The following is a 19,124-nucleotide window of genomic DNA, read 5'->3' on the forward strand; positions in this document are numbered from 1 at the left end:
ATGGGCTTTCCGCACAATGTAACGCATGTGTGCGCGCCTAAAAAGTCGAAGGGTTTGCGTCTCCTTATCGTATTCAATTTTACGAAAGGAGGCGTTTTTTATTTGGACAATCGGATGGGCAAACGGTATAAAAACGGCCGCAATGAGAGAGGCGCGGATAAGTCGCTGGATGAGTTATTCGATATATTCTACGCGGCAAAAGTTGCGGAAGGGAGATCGCCCCGCACACTAGAATTATACAACGAGAGTTATCGTTATTTTTGTGCATACATGACTGAGGTAGACGTAGAGAGGACGATTACCGCAGTAACGCCGGATTTGCTCCGCAAGTACGTTGCATGGCTACTACATAGCAAACGCAAGTGGGACGGTCATCCGCACAAACATGAACGGGACATGACGGTCGGTCTTTCGCCGGTAACGGTAAACACGAAAATGAAGACGTTAAAAACAATGTTCAACTTCTTGGAGGAAGAAGGAATTATTGATCGGAATCCTTCCGCGAGGATTAGAAAAGTCAAGGAACCAGAGAAGCAAATAACCATTATGAGCGTTGAAGAGATGAAGCAGCTGATGGCGGCACCTAATCAAAAGACATACGCCGGCTTTCGCGATTACGTCATAATAAACGTACTCATCGATTCATTCTGCCGTATTAACGAAGTACTGTCGCTAAAAAGATCAGACGTGGATTTTGATCATGATTCAATTTACATTAATGAAATTGTGGCCAAATCGAGAAGGGGACGAACCGTTCCGCTTCAAAGACGGACGATGCGACTTATACAAGAATTGATAAAGGAATGCGAGGAGTTTGACTCGGAATACGTGTTTTTAACAAACTACGGCGGTCCTTTGCGTGATGATCGTTTTCGGGATCGTTTGAAGAATTACGCAGAAAAAGTCGGAATTAACATCCGGATACACCCGCACCTATTTCGGCATACGTCGGCTACGCTGTTTTTGGAAAACGGCGGAACAGAGCGCTATCTGGCGGAGATTATGGGTCACTCTGATTTGCGTATGGTCTCACGTTATACTCATCTTTCACAAAAATCTATCAAAGAAAAGCATGATGAATTTTCGCCAATGAATAACGTCATCAGCAATCTTCAGAAAAAGCGTAAGCAGTAGAAGTAGTGCCTTATCAGTGGCATTCATTCCGTTGGTTGGGCGCTATTTTACGCGAAATAAATCGTGTTTTTTCGTTAAATTACGCTTATGGTACAATTTAGGAAAAACGGAACGGAGGCGCAGCTATGGAAGATCCGAATAAACTGGACGAGCCGGAACCGGTAGGGACGGCAGACACAATGACCGGCATATTTTTCGGAATAGTTATCGCGGCAGTCCTTTTGTACATCCTCTTCAACGGAATACCGGTTAGCATTAGGTTAGGTTAAATAAAAGCGCTCGATCAGCGGATATCATCCCGTTAGATCGAGCGCTTTTTTTACGTTGCTTTAGCGAATCTGAGCCGCGTTTAGCGAGTGATATTACGTGAATTTCATCGTTCACTGCGTATATTTGTTCGTATTTTTTTCGTATTTAGTATAATATTAGAAAAAACATAAGGAGATTTTAGATGCTGAGACACAGAAGAACAACACAAATAACTAGCAGGCATTGGCGGAACGTTTTAGAGGAATTCCTTAGATTTAAGCTACTCAATGGCATTAGTGAAAGTACACATGACGACTATGTTCGCTCAGTCGAATTACTTTTTAAAAGGTATCCAGATGCTTGGGAATCTTATTTTAAGTTGGAGGAAGCCGTCCAAGACCACCTTAGGCAGAAAGATATTGCTCCCGCCACGTTTAATAGTCGATTAACTTATTTGAGGACATTTTTTAATTGGTGTGTTGAAAAAGGGTATCTCAAAAAGAATCCACTTGCTAAGATTAAAAAAACGAAAAAGAAGGGTCTCGTATCGTTGCAATCAGCATAGAAACACTCCAAGAACTTCTGAAAGTACCAGATCAGAATACATTTACAGGAATGCGAGATTATACGTTAATTCTTCTGACTTTGGATACTGGTATACGGCCTTCAGAGGCACTTGCACTACGACCTAACGACTTTAATCTAATTTCTGGATGGTTACGAATACCAGATGGCGCAGCAAAGACACGAGTTTCACGTACATTAAACATATCCCCTGTTACAGTAGATGCGTTGAAGCGATTTATAAGGATGCGTCCACGATCATGGGCAAATAAAGTCCCTGTATTCAGTACAGAGTCAGGAAATAAATTAAATCGTCATACATGGGGTGATCGTCTTGAACGTCACAGTAAAAAAGTTGGCGTTCACATCACACCTTACGCCCTACGACACGCTTTCGCGCTTGAATTTATACGCGGCGGTGCCTCTGCCTTTAGTCTTCAAAAAACCCTCGGTCATGTGGATATTACAATGACTAAGCGATACGTAGCACTGGCAGATGAGGATCTTAAGGCAGACCACGTAAAAGCAAGCCCGCTAAACAAGTTAATAGAGTAAACCAAGGACCGCTAATTACTTAACGATTAGCGGTCTTAAAATACGGACAATTTTTGCGGAGTATGGTAAAATTTCGGTTAAGAACGTGAAAAAGCGCGAGGTGAAACGAAATGAGTCGTTTTATGAAGACGTTATCCTCCGATATCCACCTCTACACCGCGAAATTGGATCGGTCGCCTATCGTTGTTTTCGTAGGTGGCGAGTTGATTGGCGCCGGGAGAATCGAAGAAATAACGGAGAATAGCGTCAAGATCGGGGACAAGCGTTATCTTCGCGTGAGTTGTACGTTTAAATATGCGAGTTGACAGGGAGTGGATTTAGAATGTCAAATTTTCTCGATGATTTAAGCAAGAGCATAAAGGTTCCAGCGGAAATAACTCAAGCGTCATTAGAGCCCACAGCAAAGCAAATTGGAGAAGGCTTTGGGAACCTTTTCTATTTAGTGTTCTCTCCTCTCCTTAAAGCTAAAATAAAAAAAGGAAACCGAGATAAAGATTTTCAAAGAAAATATTGAAAAAGAGTTGGCTAAGGTTCCCTCGTGTGATGTGATTGAGCCTGAATTGAACATCGCAGGCCCAGCACTTGAGGCAGCAAAGTATTACATTGAACACGAGGAATTGAGAAAAATGTTCGCAAAATTAATCGCGGCTTCCATGAATAAGGGCCATATAGAAGTCGCGCATCCTTCCTTTGTTGAAGTCATTAAGCAATTATCTCCCTTAGACGCAAGAACTTTACATTTTCTATCGAACAACAGGAATAGTATAGGTTGCGGGTCGATCGTACTCAACGTACTTGATGGTCAGGGAGGGCACGTACCTATAGTACATAATTTCTTCCCTCTTCCTGGGTTAAATAAAGATAATTACTTAAGTTATTCTGCTTCAATTGATAACTTGGTAAGACTGGGTCTAATTTATATAGATATCAATCGTAGCTTTAATAATAATCTGTTCTATCGCTCACTTGAAGAACACCAGTTAGTAAGAGACCTGCGTGTAATGTACTCTTCCCAACCAAGCGGCGCAGCTACAAGGGTTGAGGTGAGGAAGTCAGCCTGGGAAATTACACAATTTGGTCAGAATTTCTGTAGTTGCTGCTTATAGTTACAAGCCAGTCTGGACCTAAACAATAAACTCCGTAAACACCGGACTCCGCAGCATCCCTGACCGCGTCCAATTCCGCATTTTCACGCGCGCACGAATCCGCGGCTCAACATACACAAAATTACGGTCCTCGCCGGTAATTAACGGCTTAACAACGTTATAAAACGCCTTTTTATGCGTAGGATTCGCGCCTAGCTCGATTATACCGGCTGGGCGTATTTTTGCGTTGTCGTAAATGCCCGCCAGCCATCCGAACTCCTTTTTACGGTAGCCGGTAATAAATACGTCCGCGTACGACCAGTTAATCACCTTGCGCCAGGCATCCGATCGGCGGCCCGTCTCATACGCGCTATTTTTCCGCTTGCCGACAACGCCTTCCATGCCGCACGCTTGTATCTGCGTAAATAACGCTTCGCCAGCGCCATTGATAAACGGTACAATGCCGAAGCTAGCGGACGTCAACGGGATCTGCGCGAGTATTTCTTTGCGTTCCATTAGCGGCAGCCGCCGCAGGTCTTTACCGTTATATTGCAGCACGTCAAAAATGACGAACGTGGCCGGTTGAGTAACGGACAATGCCGCAATCTTATCCGCCTTCTTCGCCTGAAATCGCGCCATAACTGACTCAAAGTCGGACGTGCCGGTCGCCGGATCGACGCATGCGATTTCGCCGTCGAGTACGATGTCATGCGGGAACAGAACGCCCGCGATCTCCGGGTATTGGCGCGTACAGTCGTTGTTATGGCGCGTGTATAGGCGGACGATGCCGTTTTGTTGAGAGAAGATCAAACGATGACCGTCGATTTTAGGTTCGAATATATAGCGCGAGTCCGAAAACGGGGATTGCGCTGTTGCGAGTAACATCGGATCGATGAACATAAAAACACCTCTATACCGATTATAGCGCTAGGCTATGCGGGATAGAGGCGGTATATGTTGGTAGCTTTAACGCCAACTATTTACACGGACCAGGGCTGCGAGGCTAGCAACATTGGCGACATGGTGCGACGAAAAGACCACCGAGGCTTGAGCCAGAGTGGTCTTTTCCAATGAATTAATCAAGCTTTTATTGTTTGGAAGTAGAGGCAGCCGAGTATTCATTCACTTCAAAAGTTAAAATCTTATCAAATAGAACGAAATCAGTTCGCTTACTGAAGGGGCCCTTATTATTACTGTGTTTATTGATAGCATATTTTGATGGACCTGTTCCTGCATCTTTTGAATCGTACCAGTTGATAAAGGCGTTCACTTCACTCATCGGGAGATCATATTCTTTTTCAATACCGTCAATCAATGTAACAACCAAAATTGCACGATTACCTGTCGGTTCTGGCTCAGGCTTTGGTTGAGTAGCTGCTTGTGGTGTTGCGGCTACTTCATTTGAATAACCAGATTCTACTCCATTAATAACTGAACCTACGACAAAATAGTAAGTGGTACCATTCGTAAGGCCTCGAATTTCGAATTTACCGTATACGTCTTTAGTCACAGTGGCTTTTTGGGTGTAATTACCTGATTCAGTTCCGTACTTAACAATATAGCTTTCTGCGTTCTTCACTTGATCCCAATTCAGAGTTACTTGGCTATCTCCTGAGGAAGCATTGAGCTTTAGTGGAGCATTAGGTTCAACTAAATATCCAGAATCATCAATATCAATAGCATCTAATCTTGGCCCATAACCATTTTTTAGACACTATTTCCACAGTATGATAACCAAAATCTAAATTTGTTTTTTCATACTCAAGAGGTTGATAAGTAACACCGCTAGTTCTTTGACTAAACGATTCACTTACCCCATCTATCGTAATTACTAATTGTGTTGAATGTGAAGGGTGACCCACTCCTATGTATCTGATTTTGGAACCAACAAACCCGAATTTTATTTTAGTCCCACTATAAGTTTGTGTATAACGCATTGATCCTTGATAAAATGAAGAATTGATTTGGGTATTCCAGTCCCCAATGTATTCAATTGCTTTATTGGAATCGTCATATCTTTTCCAACCTTCTTCTGGACTGGTTAAGGGCTGTCCAATGCTTGCTGCATAAATATTACTGGTGAAGCTAAGAACCAAGAATAGTGACAATAAAACAGACATAAAAAAACTTCTTCATATGTACATCTCCCTTAAATTGAGTTTCCAAAAACATAATACGAATTAAACTAAGTGCTGTCTAAACAATAATGTCTATATATGCAAATTTATATTGAATTAAGGAGGGAATTTTTCACATTGATAAAAGAACAATTGTTCGCATATAATACAAACAAACGTTCCCATTGAGGTGGAGTGATTATGTTTGGATTAAATCCGAATGAAACAAAACTGGTGAAGGACTACACCTTATTGCCCCTATTGCTTGATGTGTTAGAGCGCGATCGGGAGGTCCTTTGCAGGGCAGACTTAAGGACGACAGAGCTGACCAGTGTTATAATCGATCAATTGCAGGCAGCTGCTTTGAGTGATTTGGCACAAGTACGTCGTGATATGCGTGATCGGGGATTGAAAGTTTATGAAGATCGAAGGACGAAGCTCGGAATTGAGGTTGAATTTTTATGTAGGGGGTACCGCCATAAGCTGTCAATGCTATGGGGACTGATCGAGGCAGAAATCGAACAGAGGTCCTACACATATTTGGGACTACGAATTGAAGACAAGGGGTGTTTATCATGAAACCAGCAAAACGGGTTGTCATGTTAGGCGACTGCCAGTCTTTTTATGCTTCTGTAGAAAAAGCGGATCATCCAGAGTATAAAGATCGTCCTTTAGTTGTTGCCGGGGATCCGGAAAGACGTTCCGGTATTGTGCTGGCGGCATGCCCTCTCGCGAAGGCAAAAGGGATTACAACAGCTGAGAGGTTAGGGGAAGCACTTGCCAAGTGTCCAGAGCTCGTTGTAATCAAACCCCGTATGCAAAAGTACATTGACGTCTCCATGCAGATAACTGAGATTTACAAAAGTTATACCGATTTGGTTGAGCCCTATAGCATCGACGAACAATTTTTGGACGTGACCGGATCATTGCATCTATTTGACTGTACGCCCGAGAAACTCGCTCTTATGATACAAGATCACATCCTAGAAGCGACGGGAGTATACGCGCGTTTTGGCATTGCTGAAACCAAAATTCTTGCCAAGACGGCCTGTGATAACTACGCCAAGAAAAACCCGTCTGGCATATACACCCTGACCAAAGAGATGCTTCCCGACACACTCTGGAAACGACCCGTCAGCGACATGTTTATGGCCGGCAGCCGGATGACGCGTCATTTTACCGTGATGGGTTTGCCGACGATCGGCAGCGTAGCTCAGACACCCCTTGCAAAACTGAAACAAATGATGCGGAGGAAGTTCGGAAAAAAATTCGGATATCCAGGCGGAAATGTACTGGCGTATCGCTAACGGTATCGACGATAGTCCAGTACGGCCGGGAACGCACCAAGTCGCTCCTAAATCTGTCGGCCACATGATGACCTTGCCTCGTGATTACGGGACTTTGGAAGAAATCAAGGTGGTACTGCTGGAACTCACGGAGTTGGTTTGCCAGCGCTGCAGGTCACTTGGTTTTGCCGGTCATGTTGTATCGGTCGGTTGTATGGGGGCAGACTTCGATCACCCCACGGGGTTCTCGCGGCAAATGAAGATGGAGGACCCTTCTAACATCACCAATCAGGTGTTTCGGTGGGCCTGCAAACTGCTAGAGCAGCATTGGGACGGCCTGCCAATCCGTCGGGTAGGGATCAGCTTGACGCAGCTTACTCCTGATAATGAATACCAGTTGTCGTTGTTTGACCTTGGCCGCGAGAGGCAGATGGCGCTTGAACGTGCAACCGATGCCCTAAAACGCAAGTATGGGGATTCAATCGTAATTAGGGCGGTTTCCAAAACGGCAGCCGGTCAGGCGCTCGATCGATCGGCTAAGATAGGAGGGCATTATAAATGACAACAACGAGAAAAAAATTGGAAGGTAACGGCCTTTGGGAATCCAGTCGTATGATGCTTCCGGAACACAAGGAGGCAATAAATCGTCAGCAAAACGAAGAGGGGCGGAAGAGTAGACCGTCCCTAGATGTTCAGGAGATTGAATTGATTGAAAATGCATTAGCTGAGTCATTTCATGATCATCGGAAAATTACGATACGGCTGTTTGATGAAAATGAAGATACGGAACTGAGAGGGATCGTAACTACAATTCATACATTTCGACGAGAGATCAAACTGGCGATTGCACCGGGGGATTGGCAGTGGATCAGAGTTGAAGATATAGTATCGACAAATTAGGCGTTCTGATTGCGTGGGAGTACTAACGGTCGTCCGAAGGTTAGAGGCGCTGATATCGCGGTAATTTTTACTAAAACGAACATAGCTTGTTCAAAAATTGTAAGAAGTTACGCTATACTGACAAATTGTCGGAATTTCCGACGAACAAAGAGATTAGCTCGCGCCTCTCTTTCCGCCTTTAGTGCCGCTTTAACCTCGCGCAATTCTCTAACGGTCATTTCGTCTACCGCTTTAGTGGCGCCTTATACGGGATCGTGTACGACTCGGAAACAAACTTACCGCGATCAACATCGGATGGGAGAGTAATAAGTTCAAGTAATTTCGCTTTCCCAAACTTGCCGACGTCGGCAACTCTTCAAACTACTCAAAGCGGCTATGAGTTCGCGGACATGCTCGAAGTGAAGCCGAACGCGGCACCATTCGCGTAGGTCGGGCGCTTTTTTTCGTTGTTTTAGCGAATCTGAGCGGAGAATTAGGCGTTCTAATGGTGTATGGGAATAAACGTTTATCCGCAGGTTAGCTTGCGCTAATTTCTCTATATCACCGTCCGAATATAAAGAAACGCAGGTTTCGGAGGAAATCCGCAAAACCTGCGCATTTTTGTTACTTTTTAGGATTACTAGGAGGTTTTGGCGGGTGACTGTTGTTTCCAGTAGAGAATGCTTCCCTCTTAACAGGTCTTGTTCCTAAACTTGGTGGTTTGTTGGATGAATTACTTGAAAAATTACCGTTAGTACCATTTGAATTAGACATGTTTTATTGTCTCCTCTATAAAGAAGTGTACTAAGAAAAGTAAAAAACCGTATACCATAAATTTAAGTCCCTTATTGTAATTATCTGTCTTTTTTATTGATTTTTTTCTTCATTTTTTTTGAATAACGTCTTGATAAGTAGCTGCAACAGATAATGTCAGACTTTCGGGAGGCTCCTTAGCAAGGTTTGTATCAACAACATTGTCAATATTAATTTGATCAAATTCTCCCACCTTAATAGCACTTATGAACTTTAATGCGCTCACCGTCAAGAGAACTATAATAATAAATCTTAGCCCGAAAGCGTAAATTAAGTAGCCGACATCGTTACTATTGAGTTTTGCGGAGATTAAGTAATTGAGAAAGAAACCAAACAAAACACCGACAAAACCTATAGTTACCCCAGTCTTCGTTTCTATCTGTTTAAATCTGTCATATTCTTCGTTGTATATAGTTTTTGCGGTATCAAGTATAACATTACAACTTTCTAAATTCAGTGAATTTTGCTCCTCTGCTTCTTTGTCCATGAATACACTCCCAAGATAAGGAATCTATCAATATTATACATTAAAATAATAAACTTCAATATGAAATCTTTGTCATTTGTCTGATAATACATTGCTCCGCTTTTGAGCGCGCCTCCCTTTCCGCCTTGAGTGCCGCCTTGACTTCACGTAATTCACGTACGGTCATTTCGTTCGGAGTTTTAACGGCGCCAGATTTCAGCGTGTGGCCGCGCGTTCGTTCTTCGGGAGGGAGCGTGGACATATGGTACAGAGCGTCGAGGGTGTGTCTTGTCGACAAGACGTCCGGGTCGATTCGTTCACAAACCTTAATGTAACGGTCTGCATGTCCTCGCGAAAAGTCTACGTGTTCCTCAAGCCACCGTATCCAACCGCCAGCTTCTTCACGCTGATGTGCAAGATTTCGTTCTTTTTCATCCGCGCTATCTGATTTAGCGTCACGAACGGACTTGAGGCGGCGACCGATTTCGAAAATAGCTTCGCCGGCGACCCGTTTGTACGCGTTTATCTCGGCTGTTTTCACCAATTATAACACCAAGTATGGTAAAATTTAGGTTGTATATTTCAATGACGTTGTCACTTAAAATAAGTTGATAATCATGGGGGCGGTACTATGCGGACAAATGTCGAGGATGAATTGACCAAATTTTATGAGCCATTTTTTCCAGATAACAAAGAAACAAGAAATTTTATAGAAAAGTGTTATGAAATGAGCAACCCCTTGCCTAGAAGGATAATCAACAATGTCCATCGACTTATTTCAATAGGGGAGGCTGCTGCAATCGGAAGAGGCGGTCATGGAATTCAGATGGCCCATTTTGTAATATGCATTGAAGCAATATTCCATCTTTTGAACCCCGATGAAGATATAGAGAAAGTAAACAGACTCGGGAGAATTAAGTTCTTTTTCGAGGAGTTTACAAAATCAACAAGATAAGAAATTACTTAAAGAAGGATTTGCTAGATCAATCGCAGATGATCGCGGGTACGATGGTAAATTAGATCTTGGGTATATTGCGAGGATATTTAGCGAGGTCAGGAATAAATACGTGCATGAAGGGATTTATTATGAATTTTCATTTTCTAGTACCCCAACGGACAAGGAGGACATCCGTTCAAGTATGTTAAATGACCTTAAATTGAAGGAATTCAAGAAAGATAAACGCGAACGACGTTTATACGAAATAACCTCAACATATGAAGAAGTGAGGGGAATAATTATTCGCTCCTTCCTAAATTTTGTAAACAAACAAATCGCCATAATCGAGCAGGTCGTTTAATTTTGAGGCGATGAGCAGTTTAAATCAGACAAGAAGCGCAGGCCCGAACGCTACGGATAGGTCTGCGCAATTTAAGTACTTAAACTGCGGCTAATTACTAAAGTCCGCCCGTGATTATTTACAAACAAGTACCAACGGGATATAATTTGTATAAGAAAATACTCTTTGTTTAGGCGTCTTAGGATGAGATAATTCCTTTAGACTTAATAGGGAAGATTGGTGAAAATCCATCACGGTCCCGCCACTGTAAGGACACTTCTACATTAATATGCAGCTTGCAGACGGCTTCATTGCCGCTAAAGTGATCCGAGTCAGAAAACCTGCCTACACATCTTTAACCCCTATCAAGGGTTAGTATGTGTATGGTTAGGAATGGGGCAAAGTCCTTTTCACTTAATGACCATACTGCACTTTTCCTTGATCGGGGAGAGTGTTTTTTAATTCATTAAGGGAAGGAGCGAAGGATTAATATGGATCATAACACTCTCTCGCTTATGCTTGGGGCCGCAACCTTAACCGCGTTCATAATTTTTGAGATACTTAAAATCGTCATATCACTGATTGACCGAAATAAATAACCGATGAAGACGCAGTTCTTACCGATCTGTAAGCGGGAGAGCTGCGTTTTCTCATCTGACGATGCGTACATCTCCACCGAACAGAAAACGCCTAATTTGCCGCTAATATTTGGCGACAGTTAGGCGTTTTTTTTTTCATGTTCGTCGGTCGTCGAACGTTAAGCCGGCTTTGATTTGCGGCAGTGTCACGTGACACATACGAAATAAAAACGGCCCTACTGGCGTTATGCCGGCGGGGCCTTTTCGTTTATAAGCGCTGAAACATCGCTGCATCGCGGCTGTAGCACGTATGAGCGCCGGTCTTTTCGTTCCGAATGCGGACGCTGTTCGGCGTGTACCGGTCAACATAGCCGCGTTCAGCTTCGATATATACTCCGGCCGGATCTTCTTCCCAAACGGAAATTAGCGCCTGAGACAGGGCGGCCGCGAAGAAATGGACGTCTTGCGAAAGATAGTAGCATTCGCGCTCTATATTCATGACGGTCCAACAGCGAAAAGGTAAATTACAATAAATAAGGCAGCAAGCACGATAATCCCTGCGATGGTTCCCTTTAAGTTCCTCATTCGTTTTCATCCTCTATGTATTCGATAAGGTCCTCAACCGAACATCCTAAGGCACGGCAAAGTTTTTCGAGCGTATCAAACTTAATGCCGTCCGTATCCTCGTTATAAAGCTTGGTTAGCCCATTCCGATGTAGTCCGGTCATACTAGCGAGTTCGGAAATCTTTATCCTTTTCTCTCCCATTATTCGCGATAGATGAACTTTGATTCCCATATTGGCCCTCCATTCAATAAGAAAATTATAAGTTAGAGTGTAAAAAATATCAATTACACTATTGACGACGCACATTGTGGTGTGTATACTGAGGTCAGCTAAATGTTCACTACAGTGTGCAAATAATATATTGGAGGTTCCAAATATGAACGAAAAAAATAATTGTCCCCACGCAAACCATCGCATTCGAACGCACATCCCGCCGCGGATTTTACGAAGTTTCCCTTTCCGGTCAACGCCGCTTTATCCCGTCCCGGCTATTCTACGCAGTATTCCCGCAAATGAATCGGAAGGTATGCGCCGGCACCGTTGAAGCTACGGAGCGCCAGCTTGAAGGACTCGGCATCATCGCGGAAATCATGGACAAGAACCGCTATCAAATCCGCTATACTTTGCGCCGTGTTTACGACGAGTACGGCCGGGTATACGCTGCTAACTTCGAGGTCAACGCGCTAAGTCTCGGCCAGACTATCGCAATCGTGCCGGCCGCCTTCTGCCGCATAACAGGCGTGGACCAGCGGGCGACGGACGGATGTATGGACGTTACTGAGGCACAGCTAGACGAACTCGGCTTTATTAGAAAGGGGGCCGCAACCAATGCATACAGCGCCGTCCTATCCGCTTAGTAGTCGTTCCGTATCCCGCCGCACCAGTCGCAAGACACAGCGCGCCATTATTAAAGGATTAGCTTGGCTCCTCGGCCTTATCCTGCGGGAGGTGTTGTCGTAATGAAACCGTTAATCGACCGCATCCAATACTACGCCCGCAAGGCGAATCAATACGGACGCAGCCGCTATGACTACTTTGTCGGCAGATCCGCCAAGAAGCCGCCAGCCAATCGTCATGCGCGCCTGATGGCGTATAAGGCGGCCGTACACCGCCGTTATCTCGGTATTTGACCGGTTCCCCGATGATGCCGGCCGTTGCAGCGGCTGACGAGTGGAGGGGTGCGCGCATTACGAATCCGCTAGATTCACTTAGACCGGTCGCGGCTCCAAACGTGACCTACATCCGTACTCTACCGGTTGCAGTCGGTAGGGATCGCCATGCGGACCGCTTCAATGCCCGTATCTTGCCGCCTAGCCAGCGGTTAAGAATCGCCATGCGGGCCTTTGCCGCCGCGAATACGGTTTCAGGCGGTATCTCCGGTCGGTAGCGCCAACTATCGGCCGGTTCTTACTCCTGCGGAATGAAGTGCGGCCAACATTTCAAAACCGCGTTTATCGATATAGCTTGCGGATGGGCGGCGGGATAGGCTCCGCATTCAGGTACGCTCTCCGCGTATGAAACTTTGGGACGATCAGGTACCGGTCGTCCTTTTATATTATCTAATACGCGAACATATGTACGAGGTTTCATTATTTTTTATAAATAAATGTCCCAAAACAAGATTTTTGTGTCCGTATCATATAAGAAGAGGATTTTTTAGTGTAAAGCTTTGAAACTCGTCCGTCTAGGCATGTGAAATGTGAAGAACGCCGGCCAAGCTTTCTATATTAAAGTGAGGTGTCGCTTATTTTTTAGAAAAATTAATCGAAAAGTTGTGAAGTATCAAGATGACCGGTGTCTATGTAAATATAGACGAAAAGATTTTCGCCAAAGTGTACGGAAATTGGTCGGACGGGAACATATGGAGTGTAAGGCAGAAAGGAGGCGGTCATAATCAGGCGAGACGGAAACACAAGCACGTGGATTAGTAGTCTGTGGGAACATACAAGGTGAAGAATAAGGTCGGGAGGTGCGCGGTTTTCTATCGGCATCCGTCTAAGTTAATGAACGTCAAAAATTCGCTAGGGTGTGCGAAATCGGATCGGCTGTCGTTGAAGTATATGACGGAACAGCTCGCGCAGGTGACGAAGGAAAATAAGTGTGCGAAATCCGGTCGGCCGGCATTGATGTATGTGAAAGCGGAAAAATTTTCGCCAAAGTGTACGGAAATCTCCGGAACGGTAGATAATACATCGAAAACGAAAGGAGGCGGTCATAGTCACGTGCAAAAGTGTGCAGACTGTCCAAGTAGCTTTCTAGATTAATGTAGGACGAAAAAAATTTCGCACCAAAGTGTACACTTTTAAATCAGCCGGCATCTAGGTTAGTAATGGCGGAAATTTGCGGAAAAGTGTGCGAGGGAGGACTTGCGAATTGTCTATGTAAATGAGAGTGAAAAGGTGCGCAACCTGGTTAACTAGCTTTGTATATAACTGTGAAGGCGTAAGGAGGCGAAAAGTGTGTAAGTACGGAGTGTGAGGGAGCATATATAGTAAGGCAAAAATAAATTTCTGCCTAAAGTGTGCAGTCGCCGAATTTACCGTAGATAATACAATAGGGAAACGAAACGGAGGGTACATATGAAAAAGTCCGACCGGATTGTTTTACGACAGCTATCTCGAAGGAGCCGCGGAATTAAAAGCCCGGCAGTTTAAAGAATACGCAGGTTAATTGACCAAAAGGAGAGATCGATCGTGACCAAAGAGCTAATTTTAGAAAGTATTGTCGTCAATCCGGATCAGCCCCGCAAGCATTTCGATGAAGAATCCCTGCGCCAGCTAGCGGAATCAATTAAGGCGGATGGATTACAGTCTCCGATATTAGTCCGCCCCAAAGCCGGAAATTTTGAGATCGTTCAGGGTGAGCGTAGATATCGAGCACATGTGATTGCTGGGCTCGGTACAATACGGGCTGATGTCCGCGAGTTAAGCGATGAAGATGCCTTTCACTTGGCGGTTATCGAAAACATTCAGCGGGAGCAACTAACGGAGATGGAGGAGGCTCGCGCATTCCAACGTTATGTAGAACTCGGGCTGACGCATGACGCTATCGCCAAAAAAAGTCAACAAGAGTCGGACTTACGTGACGACGAAATTAAGGTTGCTAAAGCTAATTCCAGAGGTGCAGGACCTAATTGCAGAAGGAGTTATATCGAGCGGCCACGCCGTTCAGATACTCAAAATAGAGGCCTTAATTGACCGGCTGTGCGGAAAACGCTGTTTTAAGGGGGATGAGAAAACGGCCTTTGACTTTTTTCAAAAAGCTATCCTGAACTCAATTAAATCCGCGAAAGGTAAGGTAACTGTGAGTGATGTGGCCGGAATGGTCGACGCTCTACGTGAACGGTTCTTGGCGGCGATCATCGCGGTATTTACCGGGCACTGGGCTGTGCACATCGAAAAATACGAAAGTTTCTCCGTTACGGCCCACGGTTACTGTCTTCAATACGATCTTAGAATAGAGAGCCTAGAGCCAGGCGACATTGATTTCCTCCGTGACAGAATGCTAAAGGGGGCGGAGAATGACCCCGAAGCGCCGGCTCGTTGGGAGATTTATCAGAGAACGGATAGATTAGCCGAAGCGATGTTTTCGGACGGGAAACGCCCTGCTTGGCCGGAAGATGAGATCGCAAGGAGAAGCCAAAAGATATACAACGAGACAACAGGGGAGTTCGACGATGGTCTCATGGATCGAGTGTTCCGTCAACAGTTTGTCTTTCATGATGACGATGTATCATGTGACACACTTTGACCGAGACGCACCGGCTTCGGCCGTTAACATAGATGACGAATTAATAACAAAAAGGGGCGATGTTAGTTGACGCAGTTGGTTTTTATCAGTAACGGACGAGCAGTAACGGACAGTCTGACTGTAGCGGAGGTGTTCGCGAAGGAACACAAGCATGTGATGAGAGATATCGACAGTCAGCTTGCAAAGTTAGAAGAAGCAGGGGAGGGGGAGTGGGGTAGGTCCAACTTTGGGCACACCCACTACACGCACCCTCAAAACGGCCAATCATACCGAAAATACGAAATGACTGAGGATGGTTTCGCTATTATTGCCATGTCATACATCACGCCGTCCGCTATGAAAATGAAGGTCCGTTTTTTGGAGGAGTTCAAACGAATGCGCGAGCAACTACAGTCGCTTTCGGCTCCTTCCTATATGATTGACGACCCAGTAGCGCGTGCCGAGCGTTGGATCGAAGAGCGAAAGGAACGGGACCGAGTCGAAGCCGAACGACTCCTTCTCGCCGAAAAAAGTCGAAGAACAAGCGGAGCGCCTTACGTATCTCGACGAAATCCTGCGCTCAGAGGATACGTTGAATATTTCGCAAATCGCGGCCGACTACGGCCTGACGGCCCAGCGCTTAAATCAGATATTAAAGGAGGCGGGAATACAGAAGAGGTCCGGCGGCCAGTGGATACTATGCGCAAGATATCACCGTCGGGGCCTCACGAAATCCGTCACGCACCCGATACCGCTTGAAACCGGCGGCACCAAAACCGTCTTGCACACGCGATGGACGCAGGCTGGGCGACTATTGATCCACCAAACGTTAACAGAGCGCGGCATTCAAGCGAACCAAGACGCTGGGATCGGCAATAATACGGTGGTTATTGCGCCCAGGAAATCGAAGGAAATTACGGTGAACCTGCGGATTAATGCGTAATAGAGAAACGGGGCCTTAACGGCCCCCTTATTAAATGGGAGGGGGAGCGGCTTGTTACGCGAGGAATTCAAAACAAAGGTTGCACGGTACCAGGCTGAAGGTAATCGAGAGATCATAGATGAAATACTAGGTCACTTCCGCCTAGAGTCGGCACCAAACGAAAAGGACCCGACAACTTTTATCGCTGATAGGATAGGCAAGGCCTGTAAAGCAGAACTAAAAGCACTGGGATACGAACGAACTGCACTTCTGGAATATCGCAGGGCAATTATGAGCGCGCTAGGTATCGACATTTTCGCAGAGCCGGATTTAAAGACGTTGGTTGCTAATGCCGGAATTGTTCGGGATTATTTAGGGGATGCGTTTGAGGCCCTGTGCTACGACATCGAGGGATACTTAGATTTTATTCAGCTCCTCAAACATGTAATAACCCCAGCTCTAGAGCATGCATTAAACCGCGTAGATCCATTCCGAAAAAAGCGCGCAGTCGTTAGCTATATCAATCGGGCATTTCAGACGGAGTACACGCGTTTACTTGTAGATTACAACGGGACAAAGCGACTCGGCAGACGCTATGAAGATGGAACCTTTTACAACGTGTACGTCGACCCTCAGCCGCCTCATGCGTGGAGTATCGTTCTTGACCGGCGTGTTAAAGATGCGGAAGTGCCCGCACTACTCGATCGATTGACGAAGACACAGCGTAGCTACGCGCAACGTGCATACGAAGTAGTTCTGCAGGATACAGGATGCGGGGAAATGGGCGAATACCGCGTTGACGAAATGGGTGCTTATCGTTTGAAATTCCGGTACATTGCGAAAAAATTGGACGTTGAGGAGAGTAGCCTCCGAAAAACTTTCGAAAAAATTCGAGAAAGGACTCTATAAAACGTTCCTATTATTGCATATAAGGTAGATGTAAGGAAGGGAAGCCGGGGTCCACCGGCTACATAATCAAAATTCAAAGGGGTCGATAACAAATGGGAGCAGTAGTTCAGGTACATGTAGATCAGGCAAATACGTTTGTACGGGAAAACGGCGGACTCCGCGATATTTGGGATAACGGATATTTTTGGAAAGACGCATTCACTGTGGGCGCTGACAATCGGTTAATGTTGACGCGAATTATAGATAGATTAACGGTTGTTTCCCTGCAAATGGCGGAGAAACATACGGCTGCGAACGATCTATCCGGCTATTATAAGTACGTTACAGGCGAAAATATTCCGAAGTTCGAACGCGAAAGGCTTAACGTTTGGGTGTTTGCCGGATATGATCCGCGAGACTATCCGATTCTTTCCGAACTCGAACTGAGCCTTCGTCGAAGCAGGGAAATCGCAGAATATGATGACTCTATCGACATGGTCTCGGAGGTAACAGGCCGGCGTAAGGGCGGAATGATTATTTTTAGCGAGGATGACATATACGAAAATAAATAATTGAGAAGTGCCTGCGCGGTAAGCGTAGGCTTTTCTTTTCAAACTCTAACAAATGGGGGTCTGATATTGTGGCGGATATACGAACTTTCTATCTACACGCTGAATCGTTCCTTAAACGTAAAGTTGACTTTGCTACGATGCACAGCCTCTCCGCGGAATCATTCGAAAAGTTTATCGTCAAAATGGCGATCGAACTTAGCCGCGAGACCCATCCGAAACGTGTTTACGGGCTTACCCGCGATGATGTTTGCGACATTGTAACGGAAGTACTCGATGCAATCCAAACGGTTAGCCTCGTTGGAACAGGCAGGCGCTGCTACTGTTACGAGACTCAATTCGACGGTTATCGGCTGGTATTCGCCAGGACGAAGAAGGCAGCCGAAGAGATAATTCGGAGCGTTCCGATAACGAGCTTGAGCATGATGGTACGGAAAACTTCGTTGCAAAAGGTAGTAGCGATCCATCAGGATCACGTCATTACGGAGAAAGGCGAGCGACGCGACATAAACCCATGGCGCCAGACTATTAATCTATACGAGTTAAGGGGTGAGGTAGCGTGAACAACCACTTCGTAGTGCTCTCGCAAAAGATGGCCGGCCACTTAATGATGCGTGGTTTTGTGCTTAAGGGTATAGGAGAAAACCACAGATATCCAGGCCGAAACGTGTTCTTTTTCAAGAATACGCCGGAACTACAGGAGGCAATTGCAGAGTTCAACTTAACGAATGGAGGAAATTAAATGACAAATGGAGTTGAAACGGCAAGAAAACCTCTACCGGGAGACAAAGGGACGCTGCTAGACAGCCCCGGAGGTTACGAGGTGTACAATCGTGAGCTTATTCGCAAAGTATTTCCGCGTATAATTTCCGAAGCATATGACGTAGTCTTTGCTGGATCAAGGCGTAAACCGGAAATTCGAGACATTGTAGCGTTCTACTTCCTTCTGCAATCGTATATTGACGGTAATCATACGCGGGAAGATGGTTCGTGTAACGATCGATTCGGGGCGTGTTTCTTGTCCTACGAGGCAATAATGTCGACCCTACGGATTGACCGGCCGCGCGTAAAATTACTTGCGGATATTCTCGATACCAACGGGATAATTCGAACAGCGAACCATTACGAAGGGACACGCCGATTCAAGTGGTACTTTCCGTCGTACTGCCCGCGGATAACTAATGATGGATATATAGTCGATGAGGACGGCGTTATTGTAAAACCTGACTTTGCCGTGTACAAGCCACGGAGAAGAGGAGAAAAGGTCGCGTAGTATGTGCAGGGCACACTACCGGTAGTATGCGCAGGACACACTATGGTTAGTATGTTCTGGACACACGGTAAAGATAGAAAGAATTAAGAGAGAAATACGTAAAAGAGAAACAAAAGATTACCGCGTCGGTTAAATTCGCTTCGCTCATTGAACCTCGCGGACCAAATAAGATTA

General features: G+C 45.3%; 26 protein-coding genes, 2 pseudogenes and 1 riboswitch. Of the genes and pseudogenes, 21 read left to right on the plus strand and 7 right to left on the minus strand.

Features of this window, described 5'->3' with window-relative positions:
- Window positions 1–102: 102 nt before the first annotated feature.
- The 6 genes from XI25_RS06750 (at window position 103) to XI25_RS06770 (ending at window position 3,608) form a co-directional block, all read left to right on the plus strand.
- Window positions 103–1,134 carry a tyrosine-type recombinase/integrase gene (locus XI25_RS06750; protein ID WP_235439710.1) on the plus strand — a complete coding sequence of 344 codons (1,032 nt, stop codon included), beginning with the start codon at window positions 103–105 and terminating at the stop codon, window positions 1,132–1,134.
- 451 nt (window positions 1,135–1,585) lie between these two features.
- Window positions 1,586–1,948 carry a phage integrase SAM-like domain-containing protein gene (locus XI25_RS34235; protein ID WP_235439711.1) on the plus strand — a complete coding sequence of 121 codons (363 nt, stop codon included), beginning with the start codon at window positions 1,586–1,588 and terminating at the stop codon, window positions 1,946–1,948.
- Between the two features lie 50 nt (window positions 1,949–1,998).
- Window positions 1,999–2,502 carry a tyrosine-type recombinase/integrase gene (locus XI25_RS34240; RefSeq protein ID WP_235439712.1) on the plus strand — a complete coding sequence of 168 codons (504 nt, stop codon included), beginning with the start codon at window positions 1,999–2,001 and terminating at the stop codon, window positions 2,500–2,502.
- A gap of 110 nt (window positions 2,503–2,612) precedes the next feature.
- Window positions 2,613–2,807, plus strand: coding sequence for a hypothetical protein (locus XI25_RS06760; protein ID WP_235439713.1), 195 nt, complete (start codon window positions 2,613–2,615; stop codon window positions 2,805–2,807).
- A 17-nt stretch (window positions 2,808–2,824) separates the two neighbouring features.
- A complete protein-coding gene (locus tag XI25_RS06765) occupies window positions 2,825–3,016 on the plus strand; it encodes a hypothetical protein (RefSeq protein WP_046677923.1) in 192 nt (63 codons plus the stop codon).
- Window positions 3,017–3,023: 7 nt separating this feature from the next.
- The gene (locus tag XI25_RS06770) at window positions 3,024–3,608 is read left to right on the plus strand and encodes a DUF4393 domain-containing protein (RefSeq protein WP_268794476.1); all 585 of its coding nucleotides are present in this window, start codon (window positions 3,024–3,026) and stop codon (window positions 3,606–3,608) included.
- An 18-nt stretch (window positions 3,609–3,626) separates the two neighbouring features.
- Here the strand turns inward: XI25_RS06770 and XI25_RS06775 are convergent, their stop codons facing one another.
- The 3 genes from XI25_RS06775 to XI25_RS32820 all read right to left on the minus strand — a co-directional run bounded on the left by XI25_RS06775 (window position 3,627) and on the right by XI25_RS32820 (window position 5,707).
- Entirely contained in the window at window positions 3,627–4,487 is an 861-nt protein-coding gene (locus XI25_RS06775) for an ATP-dependent DNA ligase (protein WP_046677924.1), read from the minus strand.
- A 187-nt stretch (window positions 4,488–4,674) separates the two neighbouring features.
- On the minus strand, window positions 4,675–5,166 hold the full coding sequence (locus tag XI25_RS31080) for a fibronectin type III domain-containing protein (RefSeq protein WP_235439714.1): 492 nt from the start codon (window positions 5,164–5,166) through the stop codon (window positions 4,675–4,677).
- A gap of 94 nt (window positions 5,167–5,260) precedes the next feature.
- A complete protein-coding gene (locus XI25_RS32820; protein WP_152669076.1) occupies window positions 5,261–5,707 on the minus strand; it encodes a hypothetical protein in 447 nt (148 codons plus the stop codon).
- Between the two features lie 198 nt (window positions 5,708–5,905).
- Between XI25_RS32820 and XI25_RS06785 the strand changes: the two genes are divergently transcribed.
- The 3 genes and pseudogenes from XI25_RS06785 to XI25_RS06795 all read left to right on the plus strand — a co-directional run bounded on the left by XI25_RS06785 (window position 5,906) and on the right by XI25_RS06795 (window position 7,890).
- Window positions 5,906–6,283, plus strand: coding sequence for a hypothetical protein (locus XI25_RS06785; protein ID WP_046677925.1), 378 nt, complete (start codon window positions 5,906–5,908; stop codon window positions 6,281–6,283).
- Window positions 6,280–7,552, plus strand: a pseudogene (locus XI25_RS06790) (DNA polymerase IV). Before XI25_RS06785 ends, XI25_RS06790 begins: the two are co-directional and overlap by 4 nt.
- A complete protein-coding gene (locus XI25_RS06795; protein ID WP_046677926.1) occupies window positions 7,549–7,890 on the plus strand; it encodes a YolD-like family protein in 342 nt (113 codons plus the stop codon). Before XI25_RS06790 ends, XI25_RS06795 begins: the two are co-directional and overlap by 4 nt.
- A gap of 862 nt (window positions 7,891–8,752) precedes the next feature.
- Here XI25_RS06795 and XI25_RS06800 read toward each other — a convergent pair.
- Window positions 8,753–9,169 carry a hypothetical protein gene (locus tag XI25_RS06800; protein WP_046677927.1) on the minus strand — a complete coding sequence of 139 codons (417 nt, stop codon included), beginning with the start codon at window positions 9,167–9,169 and terminating at the stop codon, window positions 8,753–8,755.
- Window positions 9,170–9,224: 55 nt separating this feature from the next.
- Complete coding sequence (locus XI25_RS06805; RefSeq protein WP_235439715.1) at window positions 9,225–9,689, minus strand: DUF3102 domain-containing protein; 465 nt, start codon at window positions 9,687–9,689, stop codon at window positions 9,225–9,227.
- 90 nt (window positions 9,690–9,779) lie between these two features.
- Between XI25_RS06805 and XI25_RS06810 the strand changes: the two genes are divergently transcribed.
- Window positions 9,780–10,103 carry a hypothetical protein gene (locus tag XI25_RS06810; protein ID WP_046677929.1) on the plus strand — a complete coding sequence of 108 codons (324 nt, stop codon included), beginning with the start codon at window positions 9,780–9,782 and terminating at the stop codon, window positions 10,101–10,103.
- Window positions 10,104–10,600: 497 nt separating this feature from the next.
- A riboswitch (cobalamin riboswitch) is annotated at window positions 10,601–10,788 on the plus strand.
- A 483-nt stretch (window positions 10,789–11,271) separates the two neighbouring features.
- Here the strand turns inward: XI25_RS06810 and XI25_RS06815 are convergent.
- Window positions 11,272–11,502 (minus strand): hypothetical protein, encoded by a 231-nt coding sequence (locus tag XI25_RS06815; protein ID WP_046677969.1) that lies wholly within the window; start codon window positions 11,500–11,502, stop codon window positions 11,272–11,274.
- Between the two features lie 82 nt (window positions 11,503–11,584).
- Window positions 11,585–11,800, minus strand: a complete 216-nt coding sequence (locus XI25_RS06820; protein WP_046677930.1) for a helix-turn-helix domain-containing protein — start codon at window positions 11,798–11,800, stop codon at window positions 11,585–11,587.
- A gap of 281 nt (window positions 11,801–12,081) precedes the next feature.
- Between XI25_RS06820 and XI25_RS06825 the strand changes: the two genes are divergently transcribed.
- From XI25_RS06825 to XI25_RS36740, 11 genes and pseudogenes are all read left to right on the plus strand, one after another.
- A complete protein-coding gene (locus tag XI25_RS06825) occupies window positions 12,082–12,426 on the plus strand; it encodes a hypothetical protein (RefSeq protein ID WP_235439716.1) in 345 nt (114 codons plus the stop codon).
- Window positions 12,427–12,528: 102 nt separating this feature from the next.
- Window positions 12,529–12,699, plus strand: a complete 171-nt coding sequence (locus tag XI25_RS33275) for a hypothetical protein (RefSeq protein WP_160308885.1) — start codon at window positions 12,529–12,531, stop codon at window positions 12,697–12,699.
- 11 nt (window positions 12,700–12,710) lie between these two features.
- Window positions 12,711–12,956, plus strand: a complete 246-nt coding sequence (locus XI25_RS32825) for a hypothetical protein (protein ID WP_152669077.1) — start codon at window positions 12,711–12,713, stop codon at window positions 12,954–12,956.
- Between the two features lie 1,306 nt (window positions 12,957–14,262).
- Window positions 14,263–14,766 (plus strand): ParB/RepB/Spo0J family partition protein, encoded by a 504-nt coding sequence (locus tag XI25_RS06835; protein ID WP_052759477.1) that lies wholly within the window; start codon window positions 14,263–14,265, stop codon window positions 14,764–14,766.
- Entirely contained in the window at window positions 14,651–15,319 is a 669-nt protein-coding gene (locus XI25_RS31085; protein WP_152669078.1) for a hypothetical protein, read from the plus strand. The genes XI25_RS06835 and XI25_RS31085 overlap by 116 nt, the downstream gene beginning before the upstream one ends.
- 66 nt (window positions 15,320–15,385) lie before the next feature.
- Window positions 15,386–15,713: pseudogene (locus XI25_RS34245) on the plus strand (Rha family transcriptional regulator); the annotation flags it as partial.
- 42 nt (window positions 15,714–15,755) lie between these two features.
- Window positions 15,756–16,241: a phage antirepressor KilAC domain-containing protein gene (locus tag XI25_RS34250; RefSeq protein WP_235439717.1), complete on the plus strand. Its 486-nt coding sequence runs from the start codon at window positions 15,756–15,758 to the stop codon at window positions 16,239–16,241.
- Between the two features lie 51 nt (window positions 16,242–16,292).
- Window positions 16,293–17,129, plus strand: a complete 837-nt coding sequence (locus XI25_RS06845) for a hypothetical protein (RefSeq protein WP_046677933.1) — start codon at window positions 16,293–16,295, stop codon at window positions 17,127–17,129.
- Between the two features lie 92 nt (window positions 17,130–17,221).
- Entirely contained in the window at window positions 17,222–17,680 is a 459-nt protein-coding gene (locus tag XI25_RS06850) for a hypothetical protein (protein WP_046677934.1), read from the plus strand.
- A gap of 68 nt (window positions 17,681–17,748) precedes the next feature.
- The gene (locus tag XI25_RS06855; protein ID WP_046677935.1) at window positions 17,749–18,240 is read left to right on the plus strand and encodes a hypothetical protein; all 492 of its coding nucleotides are present in this window, start codon (window positions 17,749–17,751) and stop codon (window positions 18,238–18,240) included.
- Window positions 18,237–18,419, plus strand: a complete 183-nt coding sequence (locus XI25_RS36740; RefSeq protein ID WP_046677936.1) for a DUF5659 domain-containing protein — start codon at window positions 18,237–18,239, stop codon at window positions 18,417–18,419. The genes XI25_RS06855 and XI25_RS36740 overlap by 4 nt, the downstream gene beginning before the upstream one ends.
- Window positions 18,420–19,124: the final 705 nt, after the last annotated feature.

Origin of the sequence: Paenibacillus sp. DMB20 (assembly GCF_000987955.1) — a bacterium.
Classification (GTDB): Bacteria; Bacillota; Bacilli; order Paenibacillales; family Paenibacillaceae; genus Paenibacillus_AQ.

Bases quoted from the DNA above. Each gene is read 5' to 3' on its own strand.
- XI25_RS34235 (WP_235439711.1), top strand. From the start codon at position 1,586: ATGCTGAGACACAGAAGAACAACACAAATAACTAGCAGGCATTGGCGG.
- XI25_RS34240 (WP_235439712.1), top strand. From the start codon at position 1,999: ATGCGAGATTATACGTTAATTCTTCTGACTTTGGATACTGGTATACGG.
- XI25_RS06760 (WP_235439713.1), top strand. From the start codon at position 2,613: ATGAGTCGTTTTATGAAGACGTTATCCTCCGATATCCACCTCTACACC.
- XI25_RS06765 (WP_046677923.1), top strand. From the start codon at position 2,825: ATGTCAAATTTTCTCGATGATTTAAGCAAGAGCATAAAGGTTCCAGCG.
- XI25_RS06775 (WP_046677924.1), bottom strand. From the start codon at position 4,487: ATGTTCATCGATCCGATGTTACTCGCAACAGCGCAATCCCCGTTTTCG.
- XI25_RS32820 (WP_152669076.1), bottom strand. From the start codon at position 5,707: ATGTCTGTTTTATTGTCACTATTCTTGGTTCTTAGCTTCACCAGTAAT.
- XI25_RS06785 (WP_046677925.1), top strand. From the start codon at position 5,906: ATGTTTGGATTAAATCCGAATGAAACAAAACTGGTGAAGGACTACACC.
- XI25_RS06795 (WP_046677926.1), top strand. From the start codon at position 7,549: ATGACAACAACGAGAAAAAAATTGGAAGGTAACGGCCTTTGGGAATCC.
- XI25_RS06800 (WP_046677927.1), bottom strand. From the start codon at position 9,169: ATGGACAAAGAAGCAGAGGAGCAAAATTCACTGAATTTAGAAAGTTGT.
- XI25_RS06810 (WP_046677929.1), top strand. From the start codon at position 9,780: ATGCGGACAAATGTCGAGGATGAATTGACCAAATTTTATGAGCCATTT.
- XI25_RS06815 (WP_046677969.1), bottom strand. From the start codon at position 11,502: ATGAATATAGAGCGCGAATGCTACTATCTTTCGCAAGACGTCCATTTC.
- XI25_RS06820 (WP_046677930.1), bottom strand. From the start codon at position 11,800: ATGGGAATCAAAGTTCATCTATCGCGAATAATGGGAGAGAAAAGGATA.
- XI25_RS06825 (WP_235439716.1), top strand. From the start codon at position 12,082: ATGAATCGGAAGGTATGCGCCGGCACCGTTGAAGCTACGGAGCGCCAG.
- XI25_RS33275 (WP_160308885.1), top strand. From the start codon at position 12,529: ATGAAACCGTTAATCGACCGCATCCAATACTACGCCCGCAAGGCGAAT.
- XI25_RS32825 (WP_152669077.1), top strand. From the start codon at position 12,711: ATGATGCCGGCCGTTGCAGCGGCTGACGAGTGGAGGGGTGCGCGCATT.
- XI25_RS06850 (WP_046677934.1), top strand. From the start codon at position 17,222: ATGGGAGCAGTAGTTCAGGTACATGTAGATCAGGCAAATACGTTTGTA.